General features: G+C 34.8%; 13 protein-coding genes. 6 read left to right on the top strand and 7 right to left on the bottom strand.

Features of this window, described 5'->3' with window-relative positions; translation table 11 throughout:
- Positions 1-214: 214 nt before the first annotated feature.
- Genes FS85_RS0110145 through FS85_RS0110175 form a run of 7 tightly spaced genes read right to left on the bottom strand, consistent with a single transcriptional unit; the run spans position 215 to position 7873 of the window.
- On the bottom strand, positions 215-1519 hold the full coding sequence (locus FS85_RS0110145) for a TRAP transporter large permease (RefSeq protein WP_010136148.1): 1305 nt from the start codon (positions 1517-1519) through the stop codon (positions 215-217).
- A complete protein-coding gene (locus FS85_RS0110150) occupies positions 1516-2022 on the bottom strand; it encodes a TRAP transporter small permease (protein WP_010136149.1) in 507 nt (168 codons plus the stop codon). The genes FS85_RS0110145 and FS85_RS0110150 overlap by 4 nt, the downstream gene beginning before the upstream one ends.
- Position 2023: 1 nt before the next feature.
- Positions 2024-2989, bottom strand: a complete 966-nt coding sequence (locus tag FS85_RS0110155; protein ID WP_010136150.1) for a TRAP transporter substrate-binding protein — start codon at positions 2987-2989, stop codon at positions 2024-2026.
- A gap of 50 nt (positions 2990-3039) precedes the next feature.
- Complete coding sequence (gene uxaC / locus FS85_RS0110160; protein WP_010136151.1) at positions 3040-4452, bottom strand: glucuronate isomerase; 1413 nt, start codon at positions 4450-4452, stop codon at positions 3040-3042.
- Position 4453: 1 nt separating this feature from the next.
- On the bottom strand, positions 4454-5614 hold the full coding sequence (gene uxuA, locus FS85_RS0110165) for a mannonate dehydratase (protein WP_010136152.1): 1161 nt from the start codon (positions 5612-5614) through the stop codon (positions 4454-4456).
- A 1-nt stretch (position 5615) separates the two neighbouring features.
- Positions 5616-7055 carry a sulfatase gene (locus tag FS85_RS0110170; RefSeq protein ID WP_010136153.1) on the bottom strand — a complete coding sequence of 480 codons (1440 nt, stop codon included), beginning with the start codon at positions 7053-7055 and terminating at the stop codon, positions 5616-5618.
- Between the two features lie 2 nt (positions 7056-7057).
- Entirely contained in the window at positions 7058-7873 is an 816-nt protein-coding gene (locus tag FS85_RS0110175) for an SDR family oxidoreductase (RefSeq protein ID WP_010136154.1), read from the bottom strand.
- 129 nt (positions 7874-8002) lie between these two features.
- Here FS85_RS0110175 and FS85_RS0110180 point away from each other — a divergent pair, with 129 nt between their 5' ends.
- From FS85_RS0110180 to FS85_RS15490, 6 genes are all read left to right on the top strand, one after another.
- Positions 8003-9043, top strand: a complete 1041-nt coding sequence (locus FS85_RS0110180) for a LacI family DNA-binding transcriptional regulator (RefSeq protein WP_010136156.1) — start codon at positions 8003-8005, stop codon at positions 9041-9043.
- 81 nt (positions 9044-9124) lie between these two features.
- On the top strand, positions 9125-10291 hold the full coding sequence (locus tag FS85_RS0110185; RefSeq protein ID WP_010136157.1) for a tetrahydrodipicolinate N-succinyltransferase N-terminal domain-containing protein: 1167 nt from the start codon (positions 9125-9127) through the stop codon (positions 10289-10291).
- Positions 10292-10430: 139 nt separating this feature from the next.
- On the top strand, positions 10431-10685 hold the full coding sequence (locus FS85_RS0110190; protein ID WP_010136158.1) for a GlsB/YeaQ/YmgE family stress response membrane protein: 255 nt from the start codon (positions 10431-10433) through the stop codon (positions 10683-10685).
- A gap of 78 nt (positions 10686-10763) precedes the next feature.
- Positions 10764-11027 carry a GlsB/YeaQ/YmgE family stress response membrane protein gene (locus FS85_RS15485; RefSeq protein ID WP_010136159.1) on the top strand — a complete coding sequence of 88 codons (264 nt, stop codon included), beginning with the start codon at positions 10764-10766 and terminating at the stop codon, positions 11025-11027.
- A gap of 58 nt (positions 11028-11085) precedes the next feature.
- The gene (locus tag FS85_RS0110200) at positions 11086-12645 is read left to right on the top strand and encodes an NAD(P)/FAD-dependent oxidoreductase (protein ID WP_010136160.1); all 1560 of its coding nucleotides are present in this window, start codon (positions 11086-11088) and stop codon (positions 12643-12645) included.
- A 152-nt stretch (positions 12646-12797) separates the two neighbouring features.
- Complete coding sequence (locus FS85_RS15490; protein ID WP_010136161.1) at positions 12798-13733, top strand: DMT family transporter; 936 nt, start codon at positions 12798-12800, stop codon at positions 13731-13733.
- The last annotated feature ends 2 nt before the right edge of the window (positions 13734-13735 follow it).

Raw genomic sequence — 13735 nt, forward strand, 5'->3', positions numbered from 1 at the left:
TTTGATAGCATACAACACGCCAAAAAAGCAACAAAAAGTGCTATTAATCTATACAACCAAATAATATTACACGCATTTTTAGATTATAAAACACCAAATAGGATGTGTTTAAAAACAGCCTAAATTCAATTTTAACCTGTAGCCATATTTTAGGACTAGACATTATGAGGCTGAACTTTAGTCCTCTTTTTATTCACAATAAAAGCCCTCTGTACTATTTCCCCATCAAACCGGGTAAAAACATGCTTATTTGTGGAATAAAAGTAACTAAGAGTAAAACAATAACCATAACCGCTAAAAAAGGCAATAAGGGCTTAATAACTTTACTCACTTCTACACCAGCAACTCCACTACCAATAAACAGCAGGGTTCCCACTGGAGGAGTACATAGGCCAATACATAAATTAAGTACCATTACAATACCAAAATGTACAGGATCCATCCCTATTTCTGTAACAATTGGCAAAAAGATAGGTGTAAAAATTAACACCGCTGGAGTCATGTCCATAAAAGTTCCTACAATTAGCAAAGTAATATTAATGGCCACCAGCATCATAACAGGATTGTCAAAACTAGAAAGCATAAATCTTGATATCATTTGCGGAATTTCATTATAAGCAAATAGCCAAGACAAAGCCATAGAAGTACTAATTAAAAACATGACAACAGCTACGGTTTTAGAACTTTTTACAATAACAGTTCCCAAATCCTTTATTTTCATTTCTTTGTAAGCAAAACTCAACACCAAAGCATAAACTACGGCAATTACTGCACCTTCTGTAGCTGTAAACACACCAAATACAATTCCGCCAACTACCACAATAATCATTAAAATACTTAAAATAGCTTTTCTAAAATCTTCCCATAATTGAGAAAAAGGTACACGATCTTCTTTAGGAAATTTGTTTTTTACAGCTACCATAGCAGCCCAAACAATAAAAGCCAACCCTAATAAAATCCCTGGCAAATATCCTGCTAAAAACAGGGCTTCTACAGAGGCTGTTCCTGCACTTGCCAAAGCAAAAACAATCAACACATTACTTGGTGGAATAATCAGTCCTACCGTAGAAGAAGTAATATTTAACGAAGCACTAAAAGGCTTTGGATAGTTTTCTTTTTCCATTCGTTTAGACAAAATACCTCCAATAGCCGAAGCCGATGCTGCTGCTGAACCTGAAACAGCACCAAAGAACATGGCCGAAATAATATTTACATACAGCAATCCTCCGGGAAAACTTCCTACCAAAGATTTGGAAAAATTCACCAAACGATTGGCAATACCTCCACTATTCATTATATCCCCTGCCAATATAAAAAAAGGAATAGCTAACAAAGCAAAACTATCAATACCTGTAGTCATTTGTTGCATAATAGTAGTAACAGCAGGCAACCAAGGCAAACTAATTAACAAAGTAATGGTGGTGGCAATACCTACACTATAAGAAACAGGTACTTTTAACATCAATAAGGCAAACAATATCACAAATAAAGTGATAACTCCTACAACGGCAATACTCATAATGATCTATTTTTTGGGTTAGAAATCTCTTTCTTATGATTTCTTGTATAATGAATAATATGGAAACTACTAAAGAATAATATTACGAAGCCACAAATAGGCACTATGCTATACACATAACCTACTGGTAAACCTAACGATGGTGATAACTGACCTAATTTAAGTGTAATGTTTACCAAATTGACCCCTCCTATCACCATTACAAACAAAGCAAAAAACATAATGCTAAACTCAATAAACAAACTCAACACATATTTGCCTTTAACACTAAACTTTTCATAAAAAAAATCTATCGCCATTTGTCCTTTGTAACTTCTAGAATAGGCCGTAGCAATAACTGCCAACCAAATAAGTAAAAAACGAGATAGCTCTTCTGTAAATCCAGAGCTAATTTTTGCATAACGAGCAATAACTTGCCATACCACATCTATAACCAAAACAATGAATATAGCTACCAATAGCAGTTCCAATACTCTTTTTATTCCGTTAAATAACTTTTCCATTTTACTTTGTGTTTTGAATTGCTTCTACCAGGTTTCCAAAAGATTTCTTTTTAAACTCTTCAATAATTAATTGAGTTTTTTCTCTAAACGGTGCTTTGTCTGGTCGATAAATATGCACCCCGGCTTTTTCTATGATGCTTAGCCCTTGGTTTACGGATGCTTCCCAAAATTTCTTTTGCGCTTGAGCTGATGTATTTGCTGCTTTATACACCCATCGTTTTTCTTGCTCAGACAATCTTTCTAAGGTTTTAGTTCCTATAATTAACACATCGGGTATGTAAGTGTGCTCATCATAACTGTAATGCTTACACACCTCAAAATGACGAGACGTAACGAAGGAAGGAATATTGTTCTCTGCACCATCTACCACCCCTTGTTGCAAAGCCGTATAAAGCTCTCCATAAGCCATTGGGGTAGGCGAAGCATTTAATGCACTTACCATTTTTACCGCTGTAGGGTCATTCATTACTCTAATTTTTAACCCTTTTACATCTTCTGCCGAGTTTAAAGGTTTGTTTACCGTATAAAAACTTCGAGCTCCAGCATCGTAAAAACACAAACCTCTTAACCATCTATCATCACCTTTAGCTAAAAGTGTTTTGCCTATATCACCTTCTAATACTTTAAAGCAATGTTCTTTGTCTCTAAAAATGTAGGGAATACTTACAGCTCCGTATTCTGGCACAAAGTTGGCCATGGTAGCAGCACTTACTTTAGTCATGGCAATACTTCCTATTTGAAGTAACTCTAACGCTTCTCGTTCTCCTCCTAATTGTCCATCAGGATAAATTTTTACCGTTAACTTACCCTTTGAAGCTTTGGCTAATTCTTGTTGAAAAACCACAATTCCTTTGTGTACAGGGTGCGAAATCGGTAAACTGTGAGCTAAGGTCAGCGTTTTGGTATCTTTTAGCTCCGAACAGGAGACCAAAAAAAACACACAAATCAAATAAAAATATACTCTCATAACTATGTTTTAAGTAGCTGCATGGGCAACTTTTTTGAATATTTATACTCTTAAAATTTAAAATAATTTACAGCGTTGTTAAAGCAAATATCTTCAACCATTTTTCCTAAAAACTCCATGTCATTTGGCAATTCTCCATTGATAACATCTTGGCCTATTAGTTGACATAAAATTCTTCTAAAATATTCGTGCCTAGGAAAAGATAAAAAACTTCTACTATCGGTCAACATCCCAACAAAGCGACTTAACAAACCAATATCTGATAAAACTTGTAATTGTTTTTCCATTCCGTTTTTCTGATCTAAAAACCACCAAGCTGCTCCCCATTGCATTTTACCCGGCACATCACTGCTTTGAAAATTCCCCATCATGGTTGCAAAAACCTCGTTATGTGCTGGGTTTAGATTGTAAGTAATAGTTTTAGCCAATTGATTTTCACTATCCAACCGATTAAAAAATTTAGATAATTGACTGGCAAAATTGTAATCTCCTATAGAATCACATCCAGCATCGGCTCCAAAAGAAGCTATCAATCTAGAGTTGTTATTTCTGATAGGCCCCAAATGAAATTGTTGTGTCCAATCTTTATCAGCATACATTACAGACAAGCTGTATAAGATACAAGAACGATACTGGTTGTTTTCTTCTGTTGATAAGTTTTCTCCTTTGATTCTTTTTAAAATAGCATCATTTACAATAGCTTCATCAAAATCATCAAAGATCAAAGGGCCTGTTAGTCCAAAATCTGACAAACGACATCCTACCTCAGCAAAAAAGTCTACTCTTTGTTGTAATGCTTCTTTTAAAGAAACCAAATCATTAATCTCAACTCCTGATATTTTCGCTAATTTCTGAATGTAAGCAACAAATCCATCTCCTTCAATATTTACGATATTGTCTGCTCTAAAGGTTGGCAATACCTTGGTGTCAAAATCATTTTCTGCAATGTAGATATGCCATTTTAAATCATCTGTAGGATCATCTGTAGTACAAACCACTTTTACATCCGCTTGATTTAACAAGTCTTGCGGAGTTGTGCTTTGAAGTTTTTTGCTGGTTTGTTCATAAATAGCTTTACAAGTAGAGGGTTGCAAAATATCGGTAATACCAAAATACTTTTTCAACTCTAAGTGTGTCCAATGAAACAAAGGGTTTCGTAAGGTATAAGGTACGGTTTCTGCCCATTTTTCAAACTTCTCATATGCACTAGCATTTCCAGTAATGTATTTTTCTTCTACTCCATTGGCACGCATACCTCTCCATTTGTAATGATCTTCTGCCAACCAGGCTTCTGTTATATTGGTAAAAGGTTGATTTTTGGCAATCATTTCTGCCGAAAGGTGATTGTGATAATCAACAATAGGCATTTGGGCTGCGTGGTTATGATATAATATTTTTGCGGGTTCATTATGCAGCAAAAAATCGTCGTTCATAAAATTTGGATCGTTCTTTATACTGCTCATCTTACAAACTTCTTTTGATTCCTAATTCCAAACCTCTTAATTCTGCCAACCCTTTCATTCTACCCAAAGCTGTATAACCACAATACGCTTTGTTATTGATAAGATCATCAATTATTTGGTGTCCATGATCGGGTCTCATCGGCAACTCAATCCCTCTTTTGGCTTCTATTTTAGCCACTGCTTTTACCACCTGATACATATCACTAGATCCGCCCAAATGCTCATCTTCAAAAAAGCTTCCATCTGCTTCTCTACGCACATTTCTTAAATGTAAAAAGTGAATTCTGTCTCCAAACTTCTCTATCATTTTAGGCAAATCGTTGTTCGGATTTGCTCCTAAAGAACCTGTACAAAAAGTAATTCCATTAGAAGGGCTATTAACAAACCCTACCAAATCATCCAAATCTGCTTCAGATTTAATAATTCTTGGCAAACCTAATATATCCATTGGTGGGTCGTCTGGATGGATAGCCATAACAACACCATTTTCTTCGGCTACAGGAATTACTTCATTCAAGAAAAAAGACAAATTGTTTTTTAAATCTTGATGAGAGTAACCATCGTACTGAGCAATCATGGCTTTAAATTCGTCCATTGACAAGTCATCTACTGTACCTGGCAATCCCTTTAATATACAATCCGACAAACGTTTTTTTTCTTCTGATGACATCTGTTTAAAATAAGTTTCTGCCTTTGCTAAAACCTCAGCAGTATAATCATTCTCTGCTCCTTTGCGCTCCATCAAATACATCTCAAAAACGGCCATTTCTACTTTGTCAAAACGTAAAGCTGTAGCCCCATTTGGCAATGTCCAAAACAATTGTGTACGTGTCCAGTCTAACACTGGCATAAAATTGTAGCAAATGTTTTTTACACCACAAGCCGCTACATTTTTTATGCTTTGTTTGTAATTTTCTATGCGTTGCAAATAGTCTCCCTTTTGCAACTTTATATTTTCATGAATGGGAATACTTTCAATAAAATCCCATGTAAGACCTGCTGCTTCTATGGTATTTTTAACTTTCTGAATTTCTTCAATTCCCCATACTTCTCCATTTTTAATATGATGCAATGCTGTTACTACTCCTGTAGCACCTGCTTGTTTAATATGAGCTAACTGAACAGAGTCAGTTTCTCCAAACCATCTAAATGTTTGTTTCATTTTAATTTCTTTTTAAATCTTTTAATTTAACCAATTGCAACAATTCTTTGACAACCTTTGGGTGTTGAGCAATCACATTATTTGTTTCAAAAGGGTCTTTTTTATGATTAAATAACTCTATGGGCTTATTGGCTTTAAGCGTTAACCGGTACGTATGATTTCGAATACTACAGGCATCATTTCTATAAGCAAAAGCCACGTGACCTTTTTCTTTTGGATTTCTCAACAAGGGTTTCAAAGATACTCCGTCTGCAAAAGCAGGTATTGGCAAATCTGTCAAGTCACATAGCGTTGGAAAAATATCTACCGTTTCAACAATAGCTTTTGTTCCTTTTCCTTTTTTACGTACTGATTTATCGACAATAATTAATGGTGAATGCAAAGCTTCATCAAACAAGCTATGTTTTCCCCATATGGCATGATCCCCTAAACTCCAACCATGATCTCCCCACAATACAATAACTGTGTTCTTATCTAGTCCTGTTTCCTTTAGTTTATCTAATACTTTACCTACCTGTGCATCTGTATAGGTAACGCAAGCAGCGTAATGCTTTTTAACCTCGTTGGCAAAATTCTTATCATCTCTTGGGTCTTTATCCAATCGATTGTATTTCATGAATTCACCTGAGGCATGCCATGTAGAATTCCAAACTGGTTTTTCAGGAAACGGAGCATCGGGAATCTGAACTCCGTTGTAAATATCGTAATATTTTTTGGGAGCACCAAAAGGTAAATGAGGTCTGATAAAACCCACAGCAAAAAAGAATGGCTGCTTATTTTCTCTTAGTTTTTCTAGTGTTTGGATAGCTGCATTGGCAATATGACCATCAGGATAGGTCGTATCGTCCCCTTCTTTGGATTGAAATACAGCCATATTGCTTGCATTTTTTCTTGTTTCTCCGTTTGCAAGTCCATGCATTGCTCCTTGTGGACTCTTCCATTGTGCGTAAGGAATCCAACTTTTATCCCAAGCACCTGGCATTTCAATCTCATTAGGATCGTTCCAGCCTTTTCCACCTCTTCCTCCAGGATGGTGAGACACTTTTCCGAGAGCTAGCGTTGTATATCCGTGTTGTTTAAACCAATCTGGCATACTTGGTAAAACAGTATTCGGATTTTCTTTCATCTTTTTCTGTCTTCTAAACAACGCTGCATTTGCATTTTTAAAAGTTCCAGTAGTTTCGTACAAGCCTGTAAGCATGGTATAACGGGACGGTCCGCAACTTGGAGCATTTACATAATGATTGTAAAAAGCTCTTCCATTTTTAGCCAAAGCATCCATATTTGGAGAAACTATATAATCTGCTCCAAACGATTTAAGCTCAGGGCGTAAATCATCCACACAAATTAACAACACATTCTTTTTTTGCTGTCCGGATATAGACGAAAAAGATAAGATTGTTACAATAGCAATAACTATTTTATTCGTTTTAAGTCTCATCTTTATACACCGCTAAACGCACTAAAACCACCATCTATAGGCACCACAATTCCAGTTACAAAACTTGCTGCATCGCTTAACAACCACTGTACGGTTCCATTAAGTTCTTCCGATTTTCCAAAACGTTTCATAGGTGTGTTTTGTATAATGGTATTTCCTCTATCGGTATAAGAACCATCTTCATTTGTTAGCAAACGTAAGTTTTGTTTCCCTATAAAAAATCCAGGAGCAATGGCATTTACACGAATTTGGTCTCCGTGTCTTAAAGCAAATTCGGTTGCCAACCATTTGGTAAAATTGTCTATTGCCGCTTTAGAAGCAGAATATCCTACAACTCGGGTTAAAGCTTGAGCAGCTGCCATAGAGGATACATTGATAATGCTCCCTTTTCCCCCTGCAACAATTTCCTTTCCAAAAACCATACAAGGCAAAACAGTTCCGTCCAAATTCAGTTCAGAAACTTTTCTAAAATCTTTCATTTGCAAATCAAAGATAGATTTGTCTGGACCAATAGTTGCTCCAGGCATATTCCCTCCTGCTGCATTAATCAAACTATCTATTTTCCCCCATTGTTTTATGATTTTATTTTTGACTGTAACCAAAGCTTCTTCATTTAACACATCGCAAGCAAAACCAATTACCTGATCACTTATTTGCCTAAGTTCTAACAACTTATCAGCAACGGTTTGTTCACTTCTACTAATAATTACCACTTTAGCGTTTTCTTTTAACAAGTGTGCTGCAATACTCCCCCCTAGTACTCCTGCACCACCAGTAACAACAATTACCTGATGTTGGATATTAAATAATTCTGTCATTTTTTGTTTTGTTTTTTTCGTGTACGTACACGAAATTAATCATTTATTTAAATAAATTACAAATTTCGTGTTTTTTTTAAATTACTTTTGTAGTTTATGTTGCGCTAATAAACCTTTAATAATAAGCTTTTGAATAGAATTAAAGACATTGCAAAAAAAGCAAACGTATCGGCAGGAACTGTAGATAGAGTAATCCATAATCGAGGAGGAGTTTCTGAAAAAACACGTGTTAAAATTTTAAAAATAATTGAAGAAAATAATTATACTGTTAACCCAATAGCAAGTATTTTAGCTTCTAAAAAAAAGTTTACCATTGCAACTTTGCTTCCAAGAGCTACATCCAATAACGATTTTTGGCAGAGTCCTAAAGAAGGCGTTATAGCTTCTGCTGATGAAATTCATAGTTTGGGAATAGACGTTCTTCATTTTGAATTTGATCAGTTTCGTCCTGAAAGTTATATAGAAGCATTTTACAAATTGTTAGAAAGCGACCCCAGTGCAGTTCTACTTGCTCCTGTTTTACACAAAGAAACCATAGAAATTATACACTTATTAGACCAAAAAAAGATTCCGTACGTTACCATTAATGCCGAAACTGAGGGTCTTAATAACCTATCGTATATAGGACAAAACTCTTACAAAGGTGGCTACCTTGCTGGTAAGTTAATGAATTGGGTACTGCCACCAAACGCTACTATTTTGATTGTGGAAATAAGAAAAAACATAGACAACCACAAGGCTATCACCAATAGAATTAAAGGATTTAAAGCCTATTTTGATGAACATAAAAAAAAGAAAAGCATTCAACATATTACCATAGACCAGCTAGACAATGAGAATTTCGTAAATCAATCTTTAGCTACTTTTTTAGAAGAGTATCCGCAAACAAAAGGTATTTTTGTTCCTTCTAGTAAAGCGCATCATATTGCTAAAAGTATTCAAATTTTAAAACGTAAGGATATAGAAATTGGAGGCTTTGATACTACGCCCCAAAATATAGATTTTTTAAAAAACGAACATATCGATTTTCTAATCAGTCAAAAACCCTATCAACAAGGCTACGAAGGAATTAAGTTATTATTCAATTACTTAATTCATAAAAAAGAACCTTTAAAAAATTACTTCCTTCCTATAGAAATTGTATTAAAAGAAAATGTAGACTACCACTAAAAAAGAGTTTCTGCAATCTGTTTTTATAGCTAAATGTAATGCTTTATATTTGCCCGATTACTTTTTAGAAAACAGATAATTATGAACACTATAGAAAATTTTAAAGCATACGTTGCGCAAGTAGAAGCAACAGAAGGGTATACAAAACCATTGGCATTTGGGTTGGGAATTCGCCGCTCTAAAGGAGACAAGGTATTGGATGTTAACTTTCCTGGAATTAACTGGAATACTGCTTTTGGAACTGCTGCCTTGTTACAAGATGTAGTAAATTATAAAGGAAGCGATAACGGATATGTAACCGTATCTAAAGAACAACTACAAAAAGCGTTTGATAATTTTGCAGCGTTTCATGGGGAAATAGAAAAACATCCAAACATTATCTTAATTCAGCAACTGCTAGAAAACTACAATCAACCTACTACTACGTATCAGGAAATTGATGTAGTAGCTTACTTTTTGTTTGACAAAGATCAGCCTGTAGCCGATGCTGTAGAAGGTTATTTTAAATTGCAATGTTTGTCGCAATTACACGTGCAACCTCATGGATTGTCTTTAGAGGGTGTGTTTGGAAAACTAAACAACATTGCCTGGACCAACCATGGACCTATTTTGCCAGAGGATATTAGTGCAGAAAGAATAAAAGCAACTTTTAAAGGAGAAAACATTGTTGTTTCTCATGTAGATAAATTCCCTTACATGGTAAACTACCACGTACCTAACGGAGTTCGTATTGCTAGCGGATCTCAAGTAAGATTAGGAGCTCACTGTGCCGTAGGAACTACAGTAATGCCAGCAGGATATATTAATTTTAACGCAGGTACCAAAGGAAATGCCATGATTGAAGGTCGTGTTTCTGCTGGAGTCGTAGTAGGTCATGATTCTGATTTAGGAGGAGGAGTTTCTATTATGGGAACTTTGTCTGGTGGTAATAAAAATGTAATTTCTATTGGAGATAAATGTTTGTTAGGAGCTAACTCTGGTACTGGTATTTCATTAGGTTTTGGATGTACAATTGCTGCAGGGGTTTATGTAACTGCCGCTGCAAAAGTATGGATGTACAATGCTGATAAATTACCCATAGATATTGATGGAAACATTGTTGAAGAAGGTGAAAACATTGTTAAGGGAGCAGAGTTAAACGGTAAAGAAAAATTATTATTCTTATTAAACTCAACCAACGGACACTTAGAATGCCGTCCCAACCCAAAAACAATTGAGTTGAACGAAGCTTTGCACGTAAAAAACTAGTTCAATTTTTAACCCCATTATACAAATCCCTATTTTTGAGAAACTCAAAAATAGGGATTTTCTATTCTACCTGTTTTTCAACAACTTAATGGGTAAAATATAATTATATTTGTGTAACTACTAACTAAATTACACACTTATGGATTTTTTAATTGATTTGGCTATAGCAGCAGCTGCAGGATGGGCCGCTAGTTTTTTATTTAAGAAAGATCAATTTGGCTTTTTAGGTTATTTAGCCATAGGAATTATTGGAGGTTTTATAGGTCAGTTTACTTTTAAGTACTTTAGAATTAACATTATTGGAGGTTTTTTTGGGCAATTTTTATATGCTTTGGCAGGGGCTTTGCTACTACTATTTGTAATGAGCTTGTTTAGGGGCAAAAGCAAAAAATAACATTCCTAAAGTAAAAACCAAGAATTATCTTGATGATATTTATCATTATCCTTAAATTAGCATAAAAAATTAAATGTTATGGACTTTTTTATTACAATCTTACTAGCAGGGCTAGCAGGATGGCTGGCTAATTTACTATATACAGATATAGAATTATCTCCTATTGTCTATTTTTTTATAGGTATAATCGGGGGGGTTGTTCTTAGCTCTATTTTTAAATTATTCGACATCCCTTTTTTAAACGGTTATTTTGGCGATTTTGTTTTTTCTTTTTTAGGTGCATTACTGGTTTTTCTTGCCATTAATGTTTCTGCAAGATTTAGAAAAAACGAAGACGAGTAAATTAACTTAACCTACCCTTTTTTACCTTTTGCTTATACAAATACAGTATTTTTGTTGTATGGTAAAAGAAATTCAACTACGTGTTAAGCTGCAAGAAGAAAACAAATCTAATATTTTAGAAATAAAAGCAGCACAGTGGCTAAGCATTGCAGTAAAAGATATTACTGCTGTTAAAGTTTTACGAAAGTCTATAGATGCTCGTAAGCCACAAATCTATTTTAACTATAAAGTATCTGTATATATAAAAGAACCAGCTCCTAAGCAGTCTGAATACAAATTCAATTACCAAGACGTATCTAACAAGCCCAAAGTACATATTGTAGGCTTTGGTCCAGCGGGTATGTATGCAGCTCTTAGATGTATTGAGTTAGGATACAAACCCATAGTACTAGAAAGAGGAAAAAACGTTCAAGATAGACGTAGAGATTTACGTCAAATCAATCAGTTTCATCAAGTTAATGAAGATTCTAATTACTGTTTTGGTGAAGGAGGTGCTGGAACCTATTCTGATGGGAAACTATACACCCGAAGCTTAAAACGTGGTGATGTTCGTAGAATTTTTGAAAACTTAGTGTATCACGGTGCTACAGCGCAAATTCTAATCGATGCACATCCGCATATAGGAACTAATAAGTTGCCTAAAATTATAGCACAAATTAGAGAAAATATTATACACTATGGTGGTGAAGTCCACTTTGAAAGCCGTGTTATTGACATCGTAACCAAAAATGATAAAGTACAAGCAATTCGCTTACAAAATGGTAAAGAAATGAGTTGTCGAGCGTTGATTTTAGCTACAGGTCATTCTGCCAGAGATATTTATGAATTACTACATCAAAAAGAAATTGCTTTGCAAGCTAAATCTTTTGCAATGGGAGTTCGTGTAGAACATCCACAAGAAATTATTGATACCATACAATACCATTGTAACGGACAAAGGCATGAACTACTACCTGCTGCTGCATATAGTTGGGTAGAACAAGTACGTGAACGTGGTGTATATTCTTTTTGTATGTGCCCTGGTGGTTTTATAGTTCCTGCCGCTACCGCCAATGGAGAGGTGGTTGTAAATGGTATGTCTCCTTCTAAACGAAATAATATTTATGCTAATTCTGGTATAGTAGTAGAAATTAATGCAGAGAAAGATTTGCTTAAGTACGAAAAGTATGGACCTCTAAAAGGATTGCAATATCAAAGAGATTTAGAGCGTTTGGCTTTTACATCTGGAGGAAGAACCCAAACAGCACCTGCACAGAGATTGACAGATTTTATTGATGGTAAATTGTCTCCTGAATTGAATCCAACATCGTATCAACCTGGACTAAACTCTGCACCTTTACACTCTTTATTGCCTAAAGGAATTGGTGGGAAATTAAGAAAAGGATTTGCACAAATTGGAGCAAAAATGCATGGATACAACACCAATTTCGCGAATATTGTGGGAGTAGAATCAAGAACGTCATCTCCTGTAAACATTCCTAGAAAATGCAACTTAGAACATCCCGAAATACAAGGTTTGTTTCCTTGTGGTGAAGGAGGGGGATATGCAGGAGGAATTATTTCTGCAGCCATGGATGGTGAACGTTGTGCTGAAGCCGCTATTGAAAGCTTACGATAGACCTTATAGCTACATTTTTTTTGATTATTATCAATTAGTAGTATTCCTAAACATAGGTTCCCTTTTTTAACAGCTTTTATTAAACTGGAATGCCTTAATTTGTGTAGTAAATAGCAAGATTGCTATTCTATTGTAAGTTTCAAATTGTTAACATGAAAACCAAAACAACATCACAGAAAGAAAAATGGCTTTTAATTGCAATGATTTTGAGTATGTGTACTTGGGGAACTAGCTGGACAAGCGCTAAAATTTTAGGAAACTATACTTCCTCTATCAACCTATCTTTCTTACGTTTTTTATTAGTTCCCCTGTCATTACTACCCATTGCTTTTTTCACCAACACTCCTTTAAAAGTAAAACAAAAAGGATGGTTTCATGTTATTGGAGCTTCTCTATTTATTCTCCTATATACCTTGTTTTTCTTTAAAGGTGTTCATGTAGGTTTTCCAGGAGCTGGTGGAGTACTAGTAACCACTATCAATCCAATTTTTGCTTATATAATTGGCTTATTTTTAAGTAAAGTATTTCCCAAAAAGCAAGAATATTTGGGATTAGGTCTAGGATTTATTGCTGGTTTGGTTTTACTTAAAATTTGGTCTAATACCCAGCAAATTTTTGATTTAGGCAATGTATTTTTTTTACTTGCAGCTTTAGTATGGGCATTAATGAGCAAAATTAGTTCGCATGCCAATAAATTTGGGAATGCTGTTGGTTTCAGTTTTTGGGTGCATTTATTTACCCTATTTGTACTTTGTTTTATTATTGATTTTAAAGTATTATTTCGTGATTTAAATAATGCTGATAACATTTTCTGGTTCAATGTTATCTATTTTGGAGTTGTAAACTCTGCAATAGCTACTACTTGTTTTCTATTTGTATCTGCTAGAATTGGTGCCGAAAAAGCTAGTACATATATTTTTATTGTACCAAGTACTGCTGTATTAACTTCTTGGTTTTTTACTGGTGAAACTATTTTATGGAATACAATTGTAGGTGGAATTCTGGGGATTTTTGCAGTATTTATTATCAATGGAAAATTTAGGAAAAAGAAAACCAAAGTGAATCTAACTAGAAATATCGCCCGCTAATG

Source organism: Ochrovirga pacifica, assembly GCF_000220525.1.
In the GTDB taxonomy this organism is placed as follows: Bacteria; Bacteroidota; Bacteroidia; order Flavobacteriales; family Flavobacteriaceae; genus Ochrovirga; species Ochrovirga pacifica.